Genomic DNA, 23,001 nt, shown 5'->3' on the forward strand with positions numbered 1-23,001 from the left:
TAGAGAGCGAAAAATAATAACTAGGTAAACATTTTTTCCAAATCGTCGGCACCACCGATATGTTTACCTGCAATAAAAATCTGAGGAACTGTATTGCGTCCACTGACTGCTCGTAGTGAAACCAGCGTCGCGTCTTGTCCCATGACCACTTCTTCATAAGGCATATCGTTTTCTAACAATAACTGCTTAGCACGCGCACAGTGCGGGCAACCCGGCTTGGTAAAGATAGAAATCGCATCCGGCTTTTTGGCATCGGCATTGATATAAGACAGCATGGTATCTGCATCAGACACTTGGAAGGGGTCGCCTGGTAAATCAGGTTCGATAAACATTTTGTCAATCACACCGTCCTTTACCAACATGGAATAACGCCAGCTACGCTTGCCAAACCCAAGGTCTTTCTTATCAACTAACATACCCATACCATCAGTAAACTCACCATTACCATCAGGAATCACTGTCACGTTGCCAGCTTCTTGATCTCGTAACCAGGCATTCATAACAAAGGTATCATTAACCGAGATACAAACAATCTCATCAACACCATTGGCTTTAAATACCGGGGCTAGCTCGTTGTAGCGAGGCAAATGCGTCGATGAGCAAGTGGGAGTAAAAGCACCAGGTAAAGAAAAAACAGCAACCGTTTTACCGGCAAATAATTCATCTGATTTCACTTGTTTCCAATCATCGTTTTCACGTACAGGAAAAGTCACTGATGGAACGCGCTGGCCTTCTTTATTCTCAAACATGGGTTACTCCAATTCTTCGCTTGGGCTTAAAAGTTGAAGTAAGTATGGATGGTTAGAGGTAATTGTTCCAATTCATTGTTTCTATCGGCTTGATAGCCAGTGCCTATCGAAACTCAAAAATAAATAGTTTTTATCATAAAATGGCGTATCTGTAAGTTTGAATCCCTTACACTGCACTTTGCCGTCCGTTGGCAAAAATACCCGTCGCCTTTCAAGATGCAGCGCTGATGTTCAAGTTGCAGCGCTGCGCGCACTCTCCCCAATCACTTAGTCTATCTAAGCTCAAGGGACTCGTTTGCTGGCCGCCTACCTGCACCTTCAAATACTTTGGGCATAAAAGGCACATTTAAGGCCGCTCAAACTCATCATTGAACAACCAAAACAAAAAAACAGTCAGCAGCATAAAGCTCACCGTGGCCACCATGGTACTTGCTGACTGCCATTGTTGCTCTAACATCGCCCACGAGGAAGGAGCAACGAGCATGACTCCATAGAGCGCAGAAGCGAAACCAATAAGCACTGCGAAGAATAAAATCCATTGGCGCAGACGGAACGCCCTTTCTACTTTATCCAGCACCTTCTGAACAAAAGCATCATCAATAAAGTGTTGATGATAAGACAGCATTTTCTTTAACAACGAGTCATCATTCGCCATCAAGTTATCGTTCATGCTACATGCTCCTGTGCTACGAACAGTTTTTGCAGTTTTACCCGCGCTCTCTGTATTAATGATTTAACACTGCCCAAAGGCAGCTCGGTTAACTCAGCAATTTCGCTGTGACTTAAGCCTTCACTGTAATTTAAAGTAACCACTAAACGCTCTTTAACATCCAAATGGCTCATCACTTTTTCAGCCATAATATCCGCTTCAACATTGTCTTTAATTTCTACCATGTCGATAGCCAGTTCTTGCTGAACTTCGTTTTTAACGGCTCCGCTTTCCAGATACCGTAAAAAACGGTGATAAGCTATTTTTTGAGCCCAGGCTCGAAAGCTGCCTTTACCCTGAAAAGTATGCAGCTTTTGAAAGACCTGTATAAAAGTTTCTTGAGCAATGTCGTCGGCCAAATGATAATCACCCGCGGTTAAACGACGCAAAAACAGGCGAATGCCAGTTTGGTACCTGCGCACCAACTCAGCAAACGCCTGATGATCATTTTGGGTAGTAACTTGAGCAATCAGCTCATTATCAGTCATACCTTAGAGCTCAATCGTTATAACGATTAAGTTTCCAGACAATCAGGAAGCCCAGCCCTAAAAACAGTGGAAACATCGAAATAGCAACAAACCCCATCGAGTCATCGGGATCGACAAACATTGAACCAGCCACCAGACCTGCAATTCCTAACGACATAAGCACAACACCACGACGCAAATCTCTGACTCTGGGTGAATGGTGTGTGCCTAATCGCTCTAATATTTCAGGCGACAACTCCTGCCCCATATCCAATGACTTTTTGATGGTTTCCTGAATAGCTGATTTGTTCTTGTGACTAAGGTAAAAAAACGTCACCAGCACCACCGTAAAACCAGTGATCGCAACGATGGGGATCCAGAGTACATGTGATTCCATAGTTATCCTCTTTAATTAAGTAATGATTAGGCTGCTGAAAGCCTATGACTATCGACTTAATGATATAGATACAGGATAAAGGAATATTAGATGCAAGAGATTAGAATTTTTTTAACACGGCGCTCCATCCAGATTGGAGTAAAAAGTAAGGATGACCCCAGCCCACTCAAAATAGCTTAGTGCAAAACACAACCATCACGCCATATCAATGATTGCATCCCATAAATCAGCTGTAAGAGCTCGTTCTGGGTGGGAGTCATCCCGAAACAAAGAGGTTTATTGCCCCTCTTTTTTAAATACAGGGCATAAAGCCCTGAGCGCCATGAAAGGAAAAATCCAAACAAAAGATGCTTAATCCGGGCTAACAAAGCCATAACACAATAATCACTCTGTGCTGGATTAACCATCGGTTCTTAACCAAGGGAAAGTGCCGGAGCTAACCTTAAGACACCCCTGCCTTTAATTGCTTGCTAGCTCCGACAAGAGTTATAGTACCCAAACAACAACTACACATGCAAGTAGTATTTTTATAGTTAGTAGCAAATGCCAACCAATGCACTTTCTTATCAATTAAAGCCCCTACAGATAGTCGCATCACCAAACAACTTGCATTACAATGCACCCAATTCTAACCCTTTGATATCTTGTGCATTCATGACTCAACTCTCCATTCAGCTCAGCACCAACGACAGCGAGCTTCAACAAATAGAAGCTTTGGCCGAAATTATATGGCACGAGCACTACACGCCAATCATTGGGACGGAGCAGGTACTTTATATGCTTGATAAGTTTCAAAGTTTTAATGCTATGAAGCAGCAGATCGAGCAGGATGGATATCAATATTACTCGATGTTTGAAGATTCAAAGCTTGTTGGATACTTTGCTATTCAGTCTCGAGGGTCACGTTGCTTCTTAAGCAAGCTCTATGTCGACAAACAATGCCGTGGCCGAGGCTTTTCTCGTCAGGCGCTTATTTTTATTGATGAGCAGGCCAAAGCCACAGGATGCAGTCATATCTCTCTAACTGTAAATAAATACAATTCTGGCTCGATTGCCGCCTATAAAAAAATGGGATTTGAGCAAATCGACGAAGTGGTTGCCGACATTGGCTCAGGCTACGTGATGGATGATTACGTATTAGAAAAAACATTGTAGGTCCCTACACATTTTTACCTGCCCAATAACTGATTGATACACAAAAAGAAACCATTCGAATTCAGCAACAGAACTCACTCGCGGAGACTTTGTTGCCGTTCGTCTAAGTTGACAGCCCTCTCAACCTGACGTAAGGTAGGTTGTATGAAAAATACCAGTGATACACGCAGCCGAATCCTCGATGTCGCCCAAGATATGGTGCAGCGTCAATCAATCAGTGGTGTCAGCTTTCAGGAGCTGGCCAATCAGATTGGTATCAAAAAAGGCAGCATGTATTATCACTTCGAAAGCAAAGATGAACTTTCTATCGCCCTTCTTGAGCGTAACGCAGCAGACCTGAAAGCAAGCTTTGAGCGTGGAGAGTCGAAATCAGCAACCAAACGATTAAAGTATTTTTTAGCCATCTATCGAGATATTATCATTCCCGGTAAACGCATGTGTCCTGGTGGGGCCTTCGCAAGCGAGTGGGAAAAAGTCTCTGAACCTGTAAAGAAAAGCGTGAATAAAGTGCTTAACACTCAATTTAAGGGTGTTGAAGACATATTGACGGCAGGTATTGAAGCTAAAGAATTCAATAGCCATGACCGCCCAGCCAAAGAGCTGGCGCTCTGGATCATGTCTTGCCTACAAGGTTCATTGGTTCTGTGCCGAGTTGAAGAGAATCAGGCCCCTTTTGATGCAGCCGTAGCAACGATAGAAAGCTACCTTGGAATGACTTAAAAAATTTTGCCTGCAAAACCTACCTTACGTCAGGTTGGCTTTGTAAGAGGCACCGATTAGTAACAGGAGTTCATTATGAATATTGCGTTTACAGCTTATCGTATTAGCAATCAAATAAAGAGCATGTTTGCCCCTAGCTCTGCAGCAAAGAGCGCACTCAATCGCTTTATCAGACCCCGACGCTTTACGCCCAAGGCTTGGGAGCATAAGGCTGAGGCCTCGGGCACTCGTATTGCTATCAGCTCGAAGATCAGTGCCATACGCTGGCGTTCATCGAGCTCTGAAGACTCAAAAATCCCTAATAAAAAATTATTGCTCGTTCATGGCTGGGAAAGCCGGGCGACACAAATGTATGGCCTGGTACCAGCACTATTGAACAAGGGCTACGAAGTCATCGCCATCGACATGCCCGCTCACGGTCACTCTCATGGGAATATCTCTCATGCTGAGGCTTTTATTCAAACAATTCTGTTGACCCAGCAGCACTTTGGAGAATTTGACGCCATCGTCGGTCACTCACTAGGAGCAGCGGCTTCAAGTATTGCGTTATCGAGAGGGTTAAACACTCAAAAGTTGGTGTTGATATCTGGTCCGTCAAACATCGCCAATGTACTCACACGATTTTCACAATACGTGGGCCTTAATAACAAAGCGACACAACACTTTTTAACTCATGCAGGTAATCTAGTTGGCAAACAACCTTCCGATCTCGATGCAATCAATGTCACTGACGATATTCTGGTGAATACGCTGGTCATCCATGATCAAAATGATGTCGAAGTCCCCATGAGTGAATCTCAACGACTAATGGATAAATTTAAAAATGCAGAGTTGTTTATTACTCAGGGGCTAGGTCATCGACAGATATTAAAGTCAGAAGAAGTTATCGACAGAGTGAGCGCATTTTTATAAGTTGTCATAACAAGCGATAAACACCTTCGCCACGCAGTGAGCTCTATACCCAAAGTATTTCAAAATGCAGGTAGGCGGCCAGCAGGCGAATCCCCTGAGCTTAGACACACTCAGTGATTGGGGTGAGTGCGCGCAGCGCTGCAGCTCGAACATCAGCGCTGCACCTTGAAAGGCGACGGGTATACATACAAAACTTTTTATAAATAATACAGTTGAGTTCAAAAAATATGTCCGAACAAAAAGTATTAATCTACGGTGCTAATGGTTATACCGGAACCCTAATCGCCGAACATGCAGTCAATGCAGGAATGCATCCAATTATTGCAGGTCGTAATAAACAAGCAATCGAAACGCTTGGGCAACAGCTTGCGCTTTCTACCCGTATTTTTTCCCTCGATAGTGAGCAAGAGCTATCGAAGCAACTCGACGATATCTATCTTGTGATTCATTGTGCGGGTCCGTTTTCTGCAACAGCAGAGCCGATGATGAATGCCTGCATTAAAACGAAAACTCATTACATTGATATCACTGGCGAAATCAATGTGTTTGAACTCGCACAGCAACTGGATAGCCAGGCAAAGCAGGCTGGCATCGTATTATGCCCAGGCGCAGGCTTTGATGTGATCCCAACCGATTGTTTAGCGAGCCAGCTAAAAGAAAAAATGCCTGATGCCACACACTTAACCTTAGGTTTTGATTCAAGCAGCGGACTAAGCCCAGGCACCGCCAAAACATCAGTTGAAGGCTTAGCCCACGGCGGTAAGATACGCGTCGATGGAAAGATAACTCCTGTGCCTCTCGCGTTTAAATCTCGACAAATTGATTTTGGCAATGGTTCAAAGAATGCGGTTACGATTCCCTGGGGCGATGTCTCTACGGCTTATCATTCAACGCAAATCCCCAATATAGAAGTTTACATTCCGATTTCTCCCAAACGAGCAAAGAGTTTGCGCCGACTGAACTTATTGCGTTGGTTATTCAAGTTTAATTGGGTACAGAATAAGATGAAGTCGAAGATCGATAAAACCACACAAGGTCCAACTCAATCACAAAGAGAAAAATCCAGAACCTATATCTGGGGTGAAGTGAAAAATGCAGCGGGGAAAACCTTAACCGGTAGAATCGAAACCAGTAATGGTTATGAGCTGACTTATGAAGGAACATTAGAAATAACACGCGCGCTTTTGAGCAATAATTTTTCAGGCGGCGCCTATACACCGTCAAAATTATTTGGCAACGATCTTATCCAACGTTTGCCAGCAACTTCAGAAACAAAACTAGAAACTCAATAGAGTTAAAACTAGCTGGAGCCTAAAGCTTCAGCTAGCTCTATAAACTGCATCAATAAAAAAGACTTTAGATTACTTATTCAGAAGGGGAATTATTGATAAAAAGAAAGTAGCAAAAAATTACCCCCGCCCAGACGAACAAAGAAAACAACAACACTAATAAATCATAGCGGTTCTTGCTTTCATCCACACCAAGCAATCGGCATATCAAGTGTCCGGGCAGTTTAAAGATAGGCTCGAGCACTAGATCAATGAGTATTTCTTTTAAAAAACGAAAAAGCGGCTTTATTATTTCTCCGACCAAGTCATCTAACACCGCCTACTCCTTCTACAATTAAGCGTAACCTCAAATCCAATCGCTAAGACATGAGGTTGGTAATAATCAATACACTAATCTGGCTTTGTCACACCCTTTTAAGCCTTCTAAATGATAGAGGAGCTCGTCCGTAGGTTGAACTTTCCATTCGTCAGAAAACGATAACTCAGCATCGGCTTTATCGGTTATAAACTTAACCTTCACCGGAATCTTTCCATTCAAGCAAGGTTTGATATTACGATGTAACTGCTCTGCAATATTGTCTTCTAAGGCAGGCTCATTGAGCTCTAATAACAGATAGCGAGCATGCTGTTCTCTCGCCGCAACAAAATCAGTAATGGAACGTACACTCATACGCAAACCGCCATTGAAGTCATCCACACTCACATCACCTTCAACCAAGATAACATTGTCATTGGTTAAAATATTTTTGTGTGCCTCATAGGTATCAGCATATACCATCACATCAATTCGGCCACTGCGATCATCAAGTGAAACGATAGCAAAGCGATCACCTTTTTTGGTCTTCATGACACGAATACCAACAATAAGTCCGGCAACCGTAACATTTTCACCACGACGGGTGGGTTGTAACTCAGCAATTCGATGACTGGTAATGGCTTTGACTTCATCTAGATACCGATCAATAGGATGCCCAGTTAGATACAGTCCCAAGGTTTCTTTTTCGCCTTGTAAAACCTGATCTTCTGGCCATGGACGTACCTTCGCCCAATTCAACTCACCCGTTTCTTGATCGGAGGTAAATACATTACCAAATAAATCATTCTGGCCAATGGCCTCAGCGCGCCCACGTTGTTCAGCAGCTTTAATGGCTTCGTCTAAAGACGCGGTCATCACCGCACGATCAGGCCCTAATGAATCCAACGCCCCGGCTCGAATCAAAGACTCTAATACACGACGGTTAACTTTTTTCAGCTCAACACGGTTACAAAAATCAAAAAGATCTTTGTAAGGGCCGTTTTCTTTTCGTTCATTAACGAAGCTTTCTATCGCTCCCTCACCCACACCTTTTATGGCACCAATACCATAAATGATCGCTTCACCATCCACAGTAAATTTGTATTCACCTTTATTAACGTCCGGTGGCAGTATCTTGATGCCATGTGACATACAATCATCAACAAAAGCGACCACCTTATCGGTGTTATCCATATCGGCAGACATAACCGCAGCCATAAAAGCCGCGGGATAATGCGCTTTTAAGAACGCAGTTTGATAGGCAACTAACGCATAGGCAGCCGAGTGAGATTTATTAAATCCGTAACCTGCAAATTTCTCTACCAGGTCAAAGATATTCATCGCCAGATCGCTATCGATCCCCTGCTTCACAGCCCCGCTTTCAAAAATACTGCGCTGTTTGGCCATTTCTTCGGGTTTCTTTTTACCCATCGCTCGACGCAACAGATCAGCACCACCAAGACTATAGCCAGCCAAAACCTGAGCTATCTGCATTACCTGTTCTTGATAAACAATAACACCGTAAGTCGGTTCAAGAATCGGCTGCAAAGAATCATGTTGGTAATCAGGGTGCGGGAAAGCCAACTCGGCTTTACCATGCTTACGGTTAATAAAGTCATCAACCATTCCCGATTGAAGTGGACCGGGTCGGAACAATGCCACCAGTGCGATAATGTCTTCAAAATTACTGGGCTGAAGTCGCTCAATCAGGTTTTTCATACCGTGGGATTCCAGCTGGAATACCGCCGTTGTGTCTGCGGCTTTCAGCAAAGTGAAGGTCTCTTCATCTTCGGTAGAAATGGTTTCGATATTCAGCGGCTCAAGTCCTTCCTCCGCACGCTGTCGATTGACCGTTTCCATCGCCCAATCGATGATCGTTAGTGTCTTGAGTCCCAAGAAGTCAAACTTTACCAGACCCGCTTTTTCTACATCATCTTTATCAAACTGCGACACTAATCCCGAAGCGTTTTCGTCGCAGTAGATCGCTGTAAAATCAGTTAATAGTGATGGGGAAATAACAACACCACCGGCATGTTTACCAGCCTGTCGGATAATTCCTTCAAGCGACTTGGCCATATCCCAGATTTCCTGAGCTTCTTCGTCGCCGTTTACTATGTCTTGCAAAGCCGGTTCTTCTTCCCAGGCTTTGGCTAGAGTCATACCTGGTGTTGGTGGGATAGCTTTAGATAATCGATCGGCCAAACCATAAGGTTTTCCGAGTACGCGGGCAACATCCCGCACTACCGCCTTTGCCGCCATGGTACCGAAAGTAATGATCTGCGACACACTTTCGCGACCATAAGTTTCGGCCACGTAATCAATAACACGGTCACGACCATCCATACAAAAGTCGACGTCAAAGTCGGGCATGGATACCCGTTCAGGATTCAAGAAACGTTCGAAAAGTAGGTCGTATTCCAATGGATCCAGATCGGTGATTTTGAGCGCGTAAGCCACTAACGAACCCGCCCCCGATCCCCTGCCAGGTCCTACAGGCACCGCGTTGTTTTTTGCCCACTGAATAAAGTCTGCAACGATCAAGAAGTAACCGGGGAATCCCATCTGATTGATAACGTCCAGTTCTATTTTCAGACGCTCATCATAAGCCTTGCGCTGCTCTGCAAATTCGGGCGCAGAACGATCCATTAATTGATCCAGTCGCTCTTCGAGGCCCTCTTCACTGACTTTGCATAAATACGCTGCTTCGTCCAGATCTCCCGTAGGGAAACGCGGAAGATAATAAGTACCTAACTTCAACTCAACAGAACAACGACGAGCAATTTCGACGGTATTCTCAATGGCTTCAGGAATATCCTGAAACAGTTCAATCATTTCTTCTGGGCTACGTAAGTATTGCTCAGCAGAATATTCTTTTGGACGCCGTGGATCTTCCAATACACGTCCCTGACTGATACAAATACGGGCTTCATGGGCGCCAAAATCATCAGGCGAAATAAAGTGAACATCATTGGTTGCGACCACTGGCGTGCCCGCGCCTTGTGCTAAGCCAACTGCCGCGTGAATATAATCGTCTTCGTTTTCACGGCCTGTTCGTTGCAACTCGATATAGTAACGATCGGGGAAGTGATGACTCCAAAAACCCAGGCATTGAGCCGCCAAATCCATATTGTTATTGAGCAACGCTTTACCTACGTCACCTTCACGTCCGCCAGAAAGAACAATAAGGCCTTCATTCCATTCGTGCAGCCACTCCTGCTCTACCACAGGAATTCCACGCACCTGATTGGTCATATAAGCACGAGAAATAATCCGCTTCAGGTTGGTATAACCTTCTTGGCTCAAGCACAAAAAAACCACACGAAACAGCTCATCGCCCATCGCTTCTGAACGCAGCCACATATCAACACCGGTAATGGGTTTGATCCCGTTACTCAGCGCCGTGTTATAAAACCGCACCAAACCACAAATATTATTCTGGTCAGTCATCGCCAAAGCTGGCATGCCCAGTTCTGCGGTTTTGGATACCAGAGGTTTAACTCGGCAAATTCCATTGATCATGGAATATTCGGTATGAACTCGAAGGTGAACAAATGATTGCGGCATAGGCGTTTTGTTTATCTTTTAATCGTTTAAAGCGGGGTGATCTTAAGTGATAATGTTAAGGAATTAACTGCGTAAAATACAGCAGTTTTCGGCTTCATTTTACAAAAAGGTGACAAGGAAGAAGCCATCAAATATCCCCCGAGCTTAGACACACTAAGCGACCAGGGTGAGCGTGCACAGCCAACACCCATGTAGCTTAAAAAACAAAGGAAAATCCCCAAAGTACTTCACGCTACACGTAGGCGGCAAGCAAGCGAATCCCCTGAGCTTAGATACGCTAAGTGACAGGGGTGAGTACGCGCAGCCAACACCCATGTAGCTTAAAAAACAAAGGGAAATCCCCAAAGTATTTCACGCTACACGTAGGCGGCAAGCAAGCGAATCCCCTGAGCTTAGATGCACTAAGTGACTGGGGTGAGCGCGCGCAGCCAACACCCGTGTAGCTTAAAAACAAAGAGAAATCCCCAAAGTATTTCACGCTACACGTAGGCGGCAAGCAAGCGAATCCCCTGAGCTTAGATGCACTAAGTGACTGGGGTGAGCGCGCGCAGCCAACACCCGTGTAGCTTGAAAGACGAAGGGGATTAGTTTATTGGGCTTGATAAAAAGGATAACTAAATAACATAAAATGCAGCACATTAACTAACCAATGTACCAGAACGGCGGCTTCCCAGCGCTGCGACCACCAATAAGCAATCCCATACCCCATCCCGGCAATAAATGAGGCCAGAATCAGTTTTGAGCCACCACCGGCATGAGCAAGTGCAAACAAACCGGAAGTTGCCAATAATCCAATGACTTTCCCCCATTTTTCAGGCCCCAGAGAACTCAACCAGGGCTGCATAAAACCTCGAAAAAAGGCTTCTTCGGCCACACAGGTGACTAACAGTTGCTTCCACATAAACAATAAGGTTAATGATAACCAAGGCACTAAAAATTCTGGTTGCCAGCGGATAAAGCCCAATCCATACATCAACGGAAATAAGGTGCAGAGTAATATCAAAGTAACGCTACTAACAACGGTAAGTACTCGCTTCCAGGATTGCACTTGTGTATTCAGGTATGTGCCAATCAGTAAGATGGCAGCAATGGTTTTGTCCAACGAAAAACTAAAAGAAAACACTCCCGAGTCTGGTTTTAAATACTGAGATTCGACAATGTCCCAACGTTCAAATCCCGGCAGTAAGTGAGCACCGAACATGACAAACATAACCGCAACAACAAGCTTGCCCAACACGGCATACCAGCCAGATGCGCGCTTAGTAGCGATCAGTACTCCATAAAATCCGCCCAGGCAAATCAACGCAAGCCATGACAATTTTCCCATTACCAAAGCAACAAGCGTTGCACCACACAAAACCCATAACCAGTGGCGATGCGTTTCTTTTTGCGGATGCCATAGTAGAAGAAAGGACAAGGTAAGCAATCCATACACTAGCCAGTTATCCATTGCATCGCTCCACTAATAAATCATTATCTGCTGGGCTAAGCTATCAACTCAATCAGTTGATAGCTCACACTAGGACACGTCAGGACAATACTCAAACCGAGCAACCTTTTGGCCTTCGTGTTCTACCCTTTCGGTAAACATGCTTAATGGTCTTACCCACAACCCTCTCTCTCCATATTGAGGTTGATAGACAACAACTTGCTCCATCGTTTCTGAATGTGTTGCTACGCCCATGACTTTATATAAGTTGCCTTTAAAGTGGCGGTAAATACCGGGCTCAATCATACTGATGTTTCTCCGTGGTTAATCAGTGAGTGCTACAATATACCCAGAGTATTTCAAAGTGCAGCCAACAATGCTGAACCTTGAAAGTCGACAGGGTATGAATACTTAGGAAGTGAATTCGGGGATCTATCTTATGACAGTCAAAACCATGGCTCAATTTATCTTTTTGTTCGGCCTGTTGGTATTAACCACGGCGTGTTCTAGCACGAGCTCAAGCCGCAGTGGCAGCCAGTACTATTGCTTACCAGGATTAGGAGTCAAACTAAAACAGTCCGATAGCAGGCCACTTCCTGAGTCCATGCTATGGAATCGTAAAAAAGGTTCCTGCCTGCATCAGTAAGTATCTTTACGCTAACGCCAACAGCTTTTGTACAGGAGCATAAGATTTACGGTGAATAGGCGTTAATCCCAGTTCAAGCAAAGCTTCGCGGTGCTGTTTGGTTGGATACCCTTTATGTTTGGCAAAGCCATAACCAGGATATATTTTTTCGAAGGCTACCATCTCGCGATCACGTGTAACCTTAGCAATGATCGAAGCCGCACTGATGGCAGGCTCGGTTAAATCCCCTTTCACGATGGCTTCTGATGGTACGCCAAAATCGGGCGACTTATTTCCATCCACTAAAACATGTTCTGCTTTAATGGGTAATTCAGCAACCGCTCTTTGCATGGCGACAAAAGACGCCTGCAAAATATTAATCTCATCAATCTCTTCTACTTCGGCTCGCCCAATGGCCCACGACAATGCTTTCTGCTTTATTTCGTCAAACAAGAGATCTCGTTTTTTCTCGGTTAACTTTTTTGAATCCGTTAACCCTTCAATAGGATTGTTGGGATCGAGAATGACAGCCGCTGCAACAACAGCTCCTGCTAAGGGTCCACGTCCGACTTCGTCAACACCGGCGACTAACATACAAGTTCTCCACTTTTTGTAATTTTATTGAGGCAACAATTTACTTATGGCATCAGCAGCAATAACATCAGCGTCTTTCTTTAAGGACAAATGAATGTCACGGAAGGATTGAATCAAAGAGGCGTATTTTTCGGGATGGTTCAACCTGTCCATCAAAGCTTCTGCCAAAAGCTCTGGCTGACACTCTTTTTGAATGTACTCAGGGACCAAACTTTCGCCCGCTAACAAATTAGGTAACGAAACATTTTTAATTTTTAGCATACGACTAAAAATGGCATAACTGAAGCCCGACATCTTGTAGCCAACGACCATCGGCTTCTTTAACAAAGTCGCCTCTAGAGTTGCTGTTCCTGATGCTAATAAGACTACATCGCTAGCCCCCATGACTTGTCGTGCATTACCCACAGTGATCGTCATTGGAGGTTTGTTTTCTAGCTGACTTAGAACCTGTTCAAACTGAGCTTTGCGCTGTTCATTAATCACAGGTACGACAATTTTAAGCTCTGGATTATCTTGCCAACAACGATAGGCCGCTTCGATAAAAGGCTGAGTGATATATTTAATTTCGCTACCGCGGCTGCCAGGTAATACGGCAAGCACTTTATCTTGTTCAGCCAGCCCTAATTCGTTGCGATATCGACCTACAGGGACTTCTACATCAATTTTGTCGGCCATGGAATGGCCAACGCAGGCAACATCGACATTGTGTTCGTGATAATACTTCTCTTCAAAAGTAAACAAACACAACATGAGATCAACAGCGCGTTTTATTTTGAAAATACGTTTTGGACGCCATGCCCAAACCGAAGGACTTACATAGTGTACTGTTTTAATGCCGGCTTCGCGCAGTGCTAATTCAAAATCTAAATTAAATTCTGGCGCGTCAATGCCAATAAAAACCGCAGGAGGATCTTGAATCAACTGTTCAATCAGTTGTTTACGAACTTTACTTAATTCACGATAGCGCTTGAGAACAGCGACAATCCCCATGACCGCTAAACGCTCCATCGGGTAAACACTTTGACAACCTTCGGCCATCATACTCTCGCCAGCGATACCTTCAAATTCATAGGCATCACCATAACGTTTTTTGAGTTCTCGAATGAGGCCAGCACCAAGCAAATCACCTGATGCTTCTCCGGCAACCAGAAAAATCTTAGAAGAATTAGACATGAATTATCGGACGATACCACGCTCAGATGCGGCGATAAAATCTGCAAACAATTGTACAGCTGAATTATCAGCAGCCAATTCTTTGATAGCTTCTAGTGCAACATCCAGTTTTTGTTCTTTACGGTAAAGCTCGCGGAATGCATTACGTACTGCGCGAATATCTTGATTAGAAAAACCTCGGCGTTTAAGGCCCTCTGTGTTAATCGCACGAGGCACACCTCGCTGCAACATAACGTAAGGAGGAATATCCTGAGTAATACTGCTGTTCATTCCAGCAAACGCATGAGCGCCAATTTTGCAGAACTGATGAACACCCGTAAAGCCTCCCAGAATGACCCAGTCACCCACATGAACATGGCCAGCAATGGTTGCATTATTAGCCATGATAACGTGATCACCCACAATACAATCGTGGGCAACATGAGTGTAAGCCATAAACAGGCCATCACTACCTATCTGGGTATAACCAATATCTTGTACAGTGCCGCGATGGACCGTACAAGACTCACGGAACACATTATTGTCACCAATAATGGTCTTGGTTGGTTCGCCTTGATATTTTTTATCCTGATTTTCTTCTCCAATACTGGAGAATTGAAAAAAACGATTGTTTTTGCCTATTGTTGTATGGCCGTTTATAACAACATGAGGGCCAACAACTGTGCCGCTATCGATTTGAACATGAGCGCCAATAATGGAATAAGGGCCGACTTCTACATCGTCAGCTAACTCTGCTTTTGGATCAATAATCGCACTAGGATGAATCATACAATACTCTTTTTTGCACACATCAGATCAGCGGAACATACAACCTGGCCGTCGACGACGGCTTCTGCGTCAAACTTCCACATGTCGCGCTTACGGCGGGCTACCTTAACACGCAATTCAACTTGATCACCTGGCTCAACAGGACGCTTGAAACGCGCGTTATCAATTCCTACAAAATAGTACAAAGAGTCCTCATCTGGCAATTCACCCATGGTTTTAAATGCCAAAATGCCTGTCGCCTGCGCCAATGCTTCCAGGATCAACACACCGGGCATTACAGGACGGTGTGGAAAATGTCCGGTAAAGCAGGGCTCGTTAACAGTAACATTCTTAATAGCGGTTAAATATTCGCCGACTTTGTAATCAATGACTCGATCAACCAATAAAAAAGGATAACGGTGAGGAAGGTGCTTCATCACCTCATGAATATCCAATGTCGAAATATCCTGCTCTTCAGTCATTCTCGTTTTCACCTTTTAACTGCTTTAGCTCTTTTTCTAAGAGTTTAATTTTTTTCGCCATCTCGTCTAATTGACGAACTCTGACCATATTCTTGCGCCACTCACGATTCTCCATTAAAGGAGCACCAGATGAATAAGCGCCTGCTTTGTTGAGGGACTTGCTAACCTGAGACCCTGCCGTAATATGAACTCTGTCGGCTATTTCGATATGCCCGAGAATGGTCGCACGACCACCCGCAGTGCAGTAATCTCCAACGCGCGAACTGCCTGCAACACCCGCATAAGCAGCCATCGCACTGTGCTCACCAATCTCTACATTGTGGGCAAGATGACACAAGTTATCCAGTTTTACACCATTTCCGATGATCGTATCGTTGAGTGCTCCACGATCAATCGTGCAATTGGCGCCACATTCAAAGTCATCGCCAATAACCACACCACCGAGCTGGGGGATCTTAACCCATAGGCCATTATCGCTGGCAAAACCGAAGCCATCAGAACCAATGGTGGTGCCGCTATGTACAATGGCTCTTTTGCCGATTTGCACACCATGAGTAATGGTGACATTAGGATAAATTTTTGCCGCTTCGCCTAATACGCTGCCATGCCCAACATAGCTGCCAGCACCTAGCTCAACGTTATCGCCAATCACGGCTTGAGCCGCAACTACCGCATTGGGGCCAATATGAGCGCTCTCCGATACCGTCGCAGACTCATGAATCACGGCAGTAGGATGAATCCCCTGCGCCAATGAAGGTGTTGTGTCCAGAAGTTGCGCGACACGGGCAAAACCAAGGTAAGGGTTGCTCATTACCAGAGCATTACCGTCGTAATCTTCTGCCAGCTCAGCAGACATAATCACAGCAGATGCCTTGGTATCGGTCAAATAAGTGCGGTATTTAGGATTGCTTAGAAAGGTGATATGGCCGCTAACAGAATCTTGAATGGTATTAACAGAAAAGACGCGGCAAGCCGCGTCCCCTTTTACTTCTGCACCAATCAGAGCAGCTATTTGCTCAAGCGTATACCCCTGATTGTCTATCACAGGTTTTCTCTCCTGAGTTACTTACCAGCAGATGCATTCAGTTTAGCAAGAACCTGCTGAGTAATATCAAGTGCTGGATCAGCCCAAACCAAAGACTGACGATTAGCAATCATGCTGTATTTGTGCTCTTTCGCATAAGCGTCAACAGCGGCCAATACCTGAGCTTGTAAAATTTTAGTTTCTTCTGCCTGACGACGCTGAAAATCTTCATCGAAGGCTTTCTTTTTCAATTTGATAGCCGCTTCTTTTTCTGTCACTTGACGGCTCATGTCGATCTTTTGCTCTTGCGACAAAGTAGCCGCTTCTTTTTGAGCTTTCTGAACCAATGCTTCACGATCTTTCAGCATCGCTTCCAGACTTTCGCCACGCTCTTTAAATTCTTTACGTAGTTTTTCTTGAACAGAAGTGTACTGAGGAGACTTATACACCAATACACGAAAATCAACGTGGCCTACTTTAAGCTCTGCCGCTACCGCTTGACCAATAAATGACGAAACTACCAAAATGGCTAATGCAACAATCTTTTTCAATGTCTTTCCCCTCAAAATTCGAAAACTGTGAAAACTGCTAAATACGAACAGTTCGCAAAATTTGTCTGTTAATTAAAAGCAGACTGTCATAGCACATGATTAAGTTTTAGACAGCCGCTTTTGAGCGATGACAGGCATAATGCTAAATTCAGCTCTGCCTGTCCAGTTTAAAAATTGTGACCAATGTTGAACTGCAACTGTTCAAACTCGTCAAACGCTTCATCTTCAATAGGTCGGCCAATACTGATCGAGATAGGCCCCATTGGTGACAGCCATTGTATAGCAAAACCAGCAGAGACACGATAGTTGCTTGGGTCGCTATAGTCCGGCATGCTCAGCGATGAAATTCCGTTAGGCGCTCGAATAGTACTGCCAAAGCTGTCGTAACGACTTACATCAAACTTGGTATCCCAAACGTTACCCGCGTCGATAAAGAAGCTGGTACGTACCGAACGGCTTTCTTCGGCGAAAGGCGTTGGGAAGATTAACTCCAAACTGGCGGTCGCCATCGCATTACCACCTGATGAGAAGCGGTGAAGCTGAATAAAGTCATTCTCTGGCGGTAACACAATAGGTGAACCGGATTGATCAATCGTTGTTGGTGAACGCAAGATATCTCGAGGGCCTACTGAGTTGTTTTCGAACCCACGAAGTGAGCTAGAAGAGCCACCACGGAAATTCTTAAAGTACGGTAGGTTTTCACTTGCACCATCACCATATCCATCACCAAAGGCTGCATTAAATCGAGTTAAGAAACTCCATCCTTTTGCAATCGGAAAATACTGACGGAAGTCGTACTCAACTTTGTAGTACTCCAAATCACTACCAGGAACCGATGCCTCCAGAGAAACGCGATTAATATTTCCGCGATCTGGGAAGATACTACGATTCAAAGTATTACGAACCCAAGACGTACGCAATTCGAACAACTCAAATTCGAGCGTATCATTTAGTGTCACATCCTGGCCAAAGGCATCAAACAGATCAAGAATGTTTTGCGAACGTGTACCTGCGCGGCCAGCATTGGTGAATGGGAACGACGTTAACTGATTGCTCAGATAATTGACTCCTACATTAAAACGAGATACTTCGTTTAATGGAAAGCCCATAGTCGCGCCAATACCGATAGAGTCTTGAGCCGAACGGTTAATATTTAACTCACGATAATCGGTCTCGTTATAAGACAGGTTATAACCTAAGCTGATACCATCGGGAGTGAAGTAAGGGTCGGTGTAATTAAAGCGATAATTTTTCACCGCTTTAGAGGTGTTAATAGAGAACCCAATCTGGTTACCGGAACCTAAAAAGTTCTCGTGACTCACCGCCGCTTGAAGCGATAGTCCATAGAAGTTACCGTAGCCTAACCCCCCACTGATGGTTCCAGCAGAGCGTTCTTTCACTTCAAAGTCTACGTCCACCTGATCTTCTGCATCAGAAACCTTAGGTGTTTCGACTTTTACTTCCTCAACGTAAGGAAGACGTTCCATACGCGTTTTTGAACGTTCAACCAAACGGGTAGACAAAGTTTCGCCTTCCATTAATCGAACTTCACGACGTAATACATGATCGTCAGTGCTTTCGTTACCGGCAAAATTCACTCGGCGTACATAGGTTCGCTGCTTAGGATTAATAAAAATAGTTAAAGCAACTTCTTTGTTTTCTTCATCAATTTCGGGAATACTTGCAACCTGTGCAAAAGCGTACCCATGATACCCTAATAATTCAGCAATTCGCTCTTCGGCAAAGCTGATAGCAGCACCAGAATAAGTATCACCTTTGCCCAATGGCAACATCGCTCTTAGGCTAGACTCTTTAACAATAAGCTCACCAGAAAACTTCACACTGCTGACTTTGTATTTTTCGCCTTCTGACACATTAATGGTAATAAACATACCTTTACGGTCAGGAGAAATAGCGACCTGAGTCGATACAATTTGAAACTTAAGATAGCCACGATCCAGATAGTAGTTGCGCAGCTTCTCTAAATCACCAGACAGTTTTTCGGCTGCGTACTGATCGTCACTAGAAAAGAAACTAAAGAATCCGCCTGTCGATAATTCAAACTGATCAAGCAATGCGTCGTCTTCAAAAATCTTGTTACCAACAATGTTAATTTCTTGAATGGTCGCCGCATCACCTTCGTTAATATCTAAACGAACTTGAACACGATTACGAGACATATTAACGGCACGACTCTTTACCTTGACGCCATATTTACCGTGAGAAAAATACTGCGACTCAATTTCGCTGGAAATCGCTTCTAACGCAGCCGCTTCGTAAACCTCTCCTTTTGCAAAGCCTGCGCCTTGCATACCGGATAATAGGTCTTCAGTTTTTAGCTGCGAGTTTCCGTCGATAACAATATCGGCAATAATCGGGCGCTCTTCTACCTCAAAGATCAACACGTCGTTTTCTCGCGATACTGATACATAATCAAATGTACCAGAGCGATATAACGCACGAATCACATCAGGCAAACGAGCCTCATCGATGGTTTCTCCAACCTGCAATGGCAAGTAAGTAAAAAACGTCCCGAGTTCCGTTCTTTGTAAACCGTTGACTTTAATGTCTTCAACTTTAAAGGCTTTAAAGGAAGCCTGTGCACTACCTAAACCCACAAACAAAGTTGTAGCTATTATTAATTGTTGTAATCGCATAGAGAAAGTAAAGCTCCACTACTACAAAAAACGAGCAATATCGTTAAAAATTGCCAATGTCATGATACCGAGTACAAGGGCAGCGCCAAACCAACTGGCCCAAGCTCGAAAGGCTTCTGAAAGTGGCTGACCTTTGATTGCTTCAGCCGCATTCATCATTAAATGTCCACCATCTAAGACGGGGATCGGTAACAGGTTAATAAAACCTAAATTCACACTAAGCATGCCCAGAAAGTACAAAAACGTACTTAATCCGGCTTTTGCTGACTGACCAGCCCCTTGGAAAATGGAAATAACACCGCCAACTGACTTGAAGGATACTTCGCCAGTGACAATCTTTTTCAGCATTCCCGCCGTGAATACCGTCATATAGACCATTTTGTTCCAGCCATGTTCCATCGAATCGATAAAACCGTAATCACGATCAATACGATAACGCTCGGTGTACTCTTCGATGGTGAGGTTTGTGGCAGGTCCAATGCCAATTAAAAAGCGCTTGCCAGACTTAATAGGCTGTAATTCTACCGTTTGTATTGAGCCTTGGCGCTCAAAAGTAACGGCGACTACGCCCGACTGATAACGCTTCATAAAATGGGTGATGTCAATCCACTCTGCGACAGGCCGTTTATCCAACTCTAAGACGATATCGCCTTTGCGCAGACCTGCCGATTGTGCAGCACTGTTTTCGCTCACAGCGCCAATCTCATTAGAAATAATGGTTGGTTCACTCAGACCAAGGGACCCCAATAAATCGGGTCGTTTGTCATCAATAACCCATCCTGTTGTAGGTAAGCTAATGGTCTTAGTTGTATCAGAATCAGGTAACTTAACATCAAACACTATCGGTGCTCTGTCACCAATTCTTTGAATCAGCGCGAAGTTAATATCTTGCCAGCTAAGCGTTGACTGTCCATCAATCGCCATCACCTGCATGCCTTTAGTTAAGCCAGCCTGACCTGCAATACCATCCTGAGCAACAGGCCCAAGTACGGCACGAGTTTCGACCACACCATTCATAAACATGAGCATAAACAAGAAGATAGCCAGCACGAAGTTAGCCAGAGGTCCGGCCAAAAGGATTACAGAACGCTTCCACAATGCCTTATTCGAGAAAGAATACTCTAACTCCTGCTCATCCACCTCGACTTCTTTGTGGTCAAGCATTTTAACGTATCCGCCCAATGGAATCGCAGCAACAACATACTCGACACCATCTTTCGCCTGGTACTTCCAGATTGGCTTACCAAAACCTACCGAAAACCGTAGAACTTTGACTCCCAGTTTTCTTGCAGCATAAAAATGCCCCCACTCATGGAATGTGACTAACACTCCAATGGTGGCAATAAACGCTGCAATAAATAACAAAGAATCCAACATAAATCTTTACTCACACCTTATCGTGTATCGCTTTGAGCGCCAGGCTGCGAGCCTTTTGATCAATCTCAATCAGGCCATTAATCGAATCTGCATCGGCCCCTTCCATCGCTACCATTGTTCGCTCATTAATGACCGCAATTTGCATAAATGAAATCTCTTCATCTAAGAAAGCAGCCACTGCAACCTCATTCGCTGCATTCAGAACGGTAGGCATAGCTCCACCCTGCCGATAGGCATCAAAAGCCAGTTTTAAACAGGGATATCGAGCGAAGTCCGGCGCAGAAAAGCTTAATTGACTGACCGCTAAAAAATCCAAAGGTTCCACACCGGATTCAATTCTTTGCGGCCAGGATAGAGCATGAGCAATGGGTGTCCGCATATCTGGCTGACCCATTTGCGCAAGCACAGAACCATCCGCATAAGATACCATGGAATGAATAATACTTTGAGGGTGTAATACGACTTCTATTTGATCAGTATCAATATCGAACAGATGACAAGCCTCAATGACTTCCAGGCCCTTATTCATCATGGTGGCAGAATCAACTGAAATCTTACGCCCCATCGACCAATTGGGATGTGCGCAGGCTTGCTCAGGTGTCATAGAATCGAGTTCTTCTATCGGGGTGGTACGGAAAGGTCCACCGGAACCAGTTAGAAGAATCTTTTGAATCCCTGAGGCCGAAAACCCTTGCTCAGCATAGGATTCGGGCAAACACTGAAATATCGCGTTATGCTCACTATCGATGGGCAATAACGTAGCACCCGAATCACGTACCGCTTGCATCATCAGTTTGCCAGCAACGACTAAAGATTCTTTGTTGGCTAACAAGACTTTTTTGCCGCTTTCTGCCGCAGCTAAGGTGGGTAACAAACCTGCAGCGCCCACAATGGCAGCCATAACAACGTCAACCTCTGACGCCTTAGCCACCTCTACGAGACCTTCTAGTCCACTTAGCAAACGGGTATCACTGCTTACTTGAGCAAGCTTGGCCTCAACCTCTGAAGAATCATGATCACCGGATACCACGACATAAGCAGGCTTGAATTCTTCAGCTTGCTGTAGCAAAAGACTGATATTACTGTGGGCTGTCAGTGCGTACACCTGGAAATCATCAGGATGGCGTTTAATAACATCCAAGGTGTTAACACCAATCGATCCCGTAGCACCCAGTACTGTCACTTTTTGCATGATCAGTTCCAGCCCAGTGATTTCGTCAAAATAAGGAAGAAAGGAGCAACGGCAAGAGTACTGTCCATTCGGTCAAGCAACCCACCATGTCCAGGCAAGAGCTGGCTACTGTCTTTCATGGATTGCTCGCGCTTGAGCGCGCTTTCGAACAAATCACCAAAGACAGAAATCGCCACAATACCCACGATGGCCAGACTAAAGAGTAACCAATCATCGACAGATACTTCTAATAGCTGAGCGCCCACCAAAGCAACGATAATACTGGCAACGGCTCCACCTAAAGCCCCTTCCCAGGTTTTGCCTGGACTGACTGAGGGGGCTAACTTGTGCTTGCCCAACGTTTTGCCCGCAGCATAAGCGCCAACATCAGCAGCCCAGATAATGCCAAACATAAGTAACAGGAACCAACTACCACGGATAGGATCAAGCAGATAGTCGGTGTTACGAATACTGATCATCGATACCCAGAAAGCGATTAATATGACCGTTCCTAACAGCAAGCGAACCCATGGGCCCTTGTTCCAAACACCGTTGGTCTTTGGGTAAGTCAATACCATTAAAATAGCCAGCGCCCAGATGACGACACCAGACCATATCGCGAGTACCGTAGCATCTGGACTAAATTCCAGCGACCAGGTCGGTGCTGGCCAGAAAAACAAATCAAAACTGAAAAACCAGATGCCTAAAGCCAGAAGGCCAATAAATAGCGAATAAAACGAGCGTTGAACAGGATGACTTAACCCCGATAAACGCGCCCATTCCCAAGCCATCAAGTAGTTAATAATCAATAACGCAGTCGCAAAAAACTTTAAGTTCAGCGAAAAAAGAATCACTCCAACCAAAGGCAACAGGAGTAATGCAGTAATAATTCTTTGTTTTAGCATAGTGCTCTC

At 44.6% G+C, this 23,001-nt stretch carries 22 protein-coding genes; 5 read left to right on the forward strand and 17 right to left on the reverse strand.

The features are described 5' to 3' along the window. Positions 1–20: 20 nt before the first annotated feature. The 4 genes from NH399_RS19535 to NH399_RS19550 all read right to left on the reverse strand — a co-directional run bounded on the left by NH399_RS19535 (position 21) and on the right by NH399_RS19550 (position 2,322). Positions 21–749, reverse strand: a complete 729-nt coding sequence (locus tag NH399_RS19535) for a glutathione peroxidase (RefSeq protein ID WP_253042873.1) — start codon at positions 747–749, stop codon at positions 21–23. A gap of 346 nt (positions 750–1,095) precedes the next feature. Continuing rightward, entirely contained in the window at positions 1,096–1,419 is a 324-nt protein-coding gene (locus NH399_RS19540) for a hypothetical protein (protein ID WP_253042874.1), read from the reverse strand. After that, the gene (locus tag NH399_RS19545) at positions 1,416–1,946 is read right to left on the reverse strand and encodes an RNA polymerase sigma factor (protein WP_253042875.1); all 531 of its coding nucleotides are present in this window, start codon (positions 1,944–1,946) and stop codon (positions 1,416–1,418) included. The genes NH399_RS19540 and NH399_RS19545 overlap by 4 nt, the downstream gene beginning before the upstream one ends. A gap of 10 nt (positions 1,947–1,956) precedes the next feature. Further along, the gene (locus tag NH399_RS19550) at positions 1,957–2,322 is read right to left on the reverse strand and encodes a DUF6249 domain-containing protein (protein WP_253042876.1); all 366 of its coding nucleotides are present in this window, start codon (positions 2,320–2,322) and stop codon (positions 1,957–1,959) included. Between the two features lie 543 nt (positions 2,323–2,865). Here NH399_RS19550 and NH399_RS19555 point away from each other — a divergent pair. From NH399_RS19555 to NH399_RS19570, 4 genes are all read left to right on the forward strand, one after another. Further along, positions 2,866–3,477, forward strand: a complete 612-nt coding sequence (locus NH399_RS19555) for a GNAT family N-acetyltransferase (protein ID WP_253042877.1) — start codon at positions 2,866–2,868, stop codon at positions 3,475–3,477. Positions 3,478–3,621: 144 nt separating this feature from the next. After that, positions 3,622–4,197 carry a TetR/AcrR family transcriptional regulator gene (locus NH399_RS19560; protein WP_253042878.1) on the forward strand — a complete coding sequence of 192 codons (576 nt, stop codon included), beginning with the start codon at positions 3,622–3,624 and terminating at the stop codon, positions 4,195–4,197. 75 nt (positions 4,198–4,272) lie between these two features. Beyond that, entirely contained in the window at positions 4,273–5,109 is an 837-nt protein-coding gene (locus NH399_RS19565; RefSeq protein WP_253042879.1) for an alpha/beta hydrolase, read from the forward strand. 227 nt (positions 5,110–5,336) lie between these two features. Then, positions 5,337–6,401 carry a trans-acting enoyl reductase family protein gene (locus tag NH399_RS19570; RefSeq protein WP_253042880.1) on the forward strand — a complete coding sequence of 355 codons (1,065 nt, stop codon included), beginning with the start codon at positions 5,337–5,339 and terminating at the stop codon, positions 6,399–6,401. A 379-nt stretch (positions 6,402–6,780) separates the two neighbouring features. Here the strand turns inward: NH399_RS19570 and dnaE are convergent, their stop codons facing one another. The 3 genes from dnaE to NH399_RS19585 form a co-directional block, all read right to left on the reverse strand. Further along, positions 6,781–10,257: a DNA polymerase III subunit alpha gene (gene dnaE / locus NH399_RS19575; protein WP_253042881.1), complete on the reverse strand. Its 3,477-nt coding sequence runs from the start codon at positions 10,255–10,257 to the stop codon at positions 6,781–6,783. A gap of 589 nt (positions 10,258–10,846) precedes the next feature. Continuing rightward, positions 10,847–11,707 (reverse strand): CPBP family intramembrane glutamic endopeptidase, encoded by an 861-nt coding sequence (locus NH399_RS19580; protein ID WP_253042882.1) that lies wholly within the window; start codon positions 11,705–11,707, stop codon positions 10,847–10,849. A 69-nt stretch (positions 11,708–11,776) separates the two neighbouring features. Then, entirely contained in the window at positions 11,777–11,992 is a 216-nt protein-coding gene (locus tag NH399_RS19585; protein WP_256489704.1) for a DUF1653 domain-containing protein, read from the reverse strand. A 133-nt stretch (positions 11,993–12,125) separates the two neighbouring features. On the opposite strand from NH399_RS19585, the gene NH399_RS19590 reads away from it, so the two are divergent. Further along, entirely contained in the window at positions 12,126–12,332 is a 207-nt protein-coding gene (locus NH399_RS19590; protein ID WP_253042883.1) for a hypothetical protein, read from the forward strand. A 6-nt stretch (positions 12,333–12,338) separates the two neighbouring features. Here NH399_RS19590 and rnhB read toward each other — a convergent pair whose 3' ends face one another. From rnhB to NH399_RS19640, 10 genes are all read right to left on the reverse strand, one after another. Next, positions 12,339–12,905, reverse strand: a complete 567-nt coding sequence (rnhB, locus tag NH399_RS19595; protein WP_253042884.1) for a ribonuclease HII — start codon at positions 12,903–12,905, stop codon at positions 12,339–12,341. A 24-nt stretch (positions 12,906–12,929) separates the two neighbouring features. After that, positions 12,930–14,078 (reverse strand): lipid-A-disaccharide synthase, encoded by a 1,149-nt coding sequence (gene lpxB / locus NH399_RS19600; protein ID WP_253042885.1) that lies wholly within the window; start codon positions 14,076–14,078, stop codon positions 12,930–12,932. Between the two features lie 3 nt (positions 14,079–14,081). Beyond that, the gene (gene lpxA, locus NH399_RS19605; protein ID WP_253042886.1) at positions 14,082–14,846 is read right to left on the reverse strand and encodes an acyl-ACP--UDP-N-acetylglucosamine O-acyltransferase; all 765 of its coding nucleotides are present in this window, start codon (positions 14,844–14,846) and stop codon (positions 14,082–14,084) included. Further along, complete coding sequence (gene fabZ / locus NH399_RS19610) at positions 14,843–15,307, reverse strand: 3-hydroxyacyl-ACP dehydratase FabZ (RefSeq protein ID WP_253042887.1); 465 nt, start codon at positions 15,305–15,307, stop codon at positions 14,843–14,845. Before fabZ ends, lpxA begins: the two co-directional genes overlap by 4 nt. Continuing rightward, positions 15,300–16,352, reverse strand: a complete 1,053-nt coding sequence (gene lpxD / locus NH399_RS19615; protein WP_253042888.1) for a UDP-3-O-(3-hydroxymyristoyl)glucosamine N-acyltransferase — start codon at positions 16,350–16,352, stop codon at positions 15,300–15,302. Before lpxD ends, fabZ begins: the two co-directional genes overlap by 8 nt. A 17-nt stretch (positions 16,353–16,369) precedes the next feature. Further along, entirely contained in the window at positions 16,370–16,882 is a 513-nt protein-coding gene (locus NH399_RS19620) for an OmpH family outer membrane protein (protein WP_253042889.1), read from the reverse strand. A 167-nt stretch (positions 16,883–17,049) separates the two neighbouring features. After that, on the reverse strand, positions 17,050–19,539 hold the full coding sequence (bamA, locus tag NH399_RS19625) for an outer membrane protein assembly factor BamA (protein ID WP_253042890.1): 2,490 nt from the start codon (positions 19,537–19,539) through the stop codon (positions 17,050–17,052). Positions 19,540–19,560: 21 nt separating this feature from the next. Then, complete coding sequence (gene rseP, locus NH399_RS19630) at positions 19,561–20,916, reverse strand: RIP metalloprotease RseP (RefSeq protein ID WP_253042891.1); 1,356 nt, start codon at positions 20,914–20,916, stop codon at positions 19,561–19,563. Positions 20,917–20,926: 10 nt separating this feature from the next. Next, positions 20,927–22,108: a 1-deoxy-D-xylulose-5-phosphate reductoisomerase gene (gene ispC, locus NH399_RS19635; protein WP_253042892.1), complete on the reverse strand. Its 1,182-nt coding sequence runs from the start codon at positions 22,106–22,108 to the stop codon at positions 20,927–20,929. A 2-nt stretch (positions 22,109–22,110) separates the two neighbouring features. Next, on the reverse strand, positions 22,111–22,992 hold the full coding sequence (locus NH399_RS19640) for a phosphatidate cytidylyltransferase (RefSeq protein ID WP_253042893.1): 882 nt from the start codon (positions 22,990–22,992) through the stop codon (positions 22,111–22,113). Positions 22,993–23,001 lie beyond the last annotated feature (9 nt).

Source organism: Pleionea sp. CnH1-48 (assembly GCF_024124665.1).
GTDB lineage: Bacteria > Pseudomonadota > Gammaproteobacteria > Enterobacterales > Kangiellaceae > JAMXSB01.

Bases quoted from the DNA above. Each gene is read 5' to 3' on its own strand.
- NH399_RS19535 (WP_253042873.1), bottom strand. From the start codon at position 749: ATGTTTGAGAATAAAGAAGGCCAGCGCGTTCCATCAGTGACTTTTCCT.
- NH399_RS19540 (WP_253042874.1), bottom strand. From the start codon at position 1,419: ATGAACGATAACTTGATGGCGAATGATGACTCGTTGTTAAAGAAAATG.
- NH399_RS19545 (WP_253042875.1), bottom strand. From the start codon at position 1,946: ATGACTGATAATGAGCTGATTGCTCAAGTTACTACCCAAAATGATCAT.
- NH399_RS19550 (WP_253042876.1), bottom strand. From the start codon at position 2,322: ATGGAATCACATGTACTCTGGATCCCCATCGTTGCGATCACTGGTTTT.
- NH399_RS19555 (WP_253042877.1), top strand. From the start codon at position 2,866: ATGCCAACCAATGCACTTTCTTATCAATTAAAGCCCCTACAGATAGTC.
- NH399_RS19560 (WP_253042878.1), top strand. From the start codon at position 3,622: ATGAAAAATACCAGTGATACACGCAGCCGAATCCTCGATGTCGCCCAA.
- NH399_RS19565 (WP_253042879.1), top strand. From the start codon at position 4,273: ATGAATATTGCGTTTACAGCTTATCGTATTAGCAATCAAATAAAGAGC.
- NH399_RS19570 (WP_253042880.1), top strand. From the start codon at position 5,337: ATGTCCGAACAAAAAGTATTAATCTACGGTGCTAATGGTTATACCGGA.
- dnaE (WP_253042881.1), bottom strand. From the start codon at position 10,257: ATGCCGCAATCATTTGTTCACCTTCGAGTTCATACCGAATATTCCATG.
- NH399_RS19580 (WP_253042882.1), bottom strand. From the start codon at position 11,707: ATGGATAACTGGCTAGTGTATGGATTGCTTACCTTGTCCTTTCTTCTA.
- NH399_RS19585 (WP_256489704.1), bottom strand. From the start codon at position 11,992: ATGATTGAGCCCGGTATTTACCGCCACTTTAAAGGCAACTTATATAAA.
- NH399_RS19590 (WP_253042883.1), top strand. From the start codon at position 12,126: ATGACAGTCAAAACCATGGCTCAATTTATCTTTTTGTTCGGCCTGTTG.
- rnhB (WP_253042884.1), bottom strand. From the start codon at position 12,905: ATGTTAGTCGCCGGTGTTGACGAAGTCGGACGTGGACCCTTAGCAGGA.
- lpxB (WP_253042885.1), bottom strand. From the start codon at position 14,078: ATGTCTAATTCTTCTAAGATTTTTCTGGTTGCCGGAGAAGCATCAGGT.
- lpxA (WP_253042886.1), bottom strand. From the start codon at position 14,846: ATGATTCATCCTAGTGCGATTATTGATCCAAAAGCAGAGTTAGCTGAC.
- fabZ (WP_253042887.1), bottom strand. From the start codon at position 15,307: ATGACTGAAGAGCAGGATATTTCGACATTGGATATTCATGAGGTGATG.
- bamA (WP_253042890.1), bottom strand. From the start codon at position 19,539: ATGCGATTACAACAATTAATAATAGCTACAACTTTGTTTGTGGGTTTA.
- rseP (WP_253042891.1), bottom strand. From the start codon at position 20,916: ATGTTGGATTCTTTGTTATTTATTGCAGCGTTTATTGCCACCATTGGA.
- ispC (WP_253042892.1), bottom strand. From the start codon at position 22,108: ATGCAAAAAGTGACAGTACTGGGTGCTACGGGATCGATTGGTGTTAAC.
- NH399_RS19640 (WP_253042893.1), bottom strand. From the start codon at position 22,992: ATGCTAAAACAAAGAATTATTACTGCATTACTCCTGTTGCCTTTGGTT.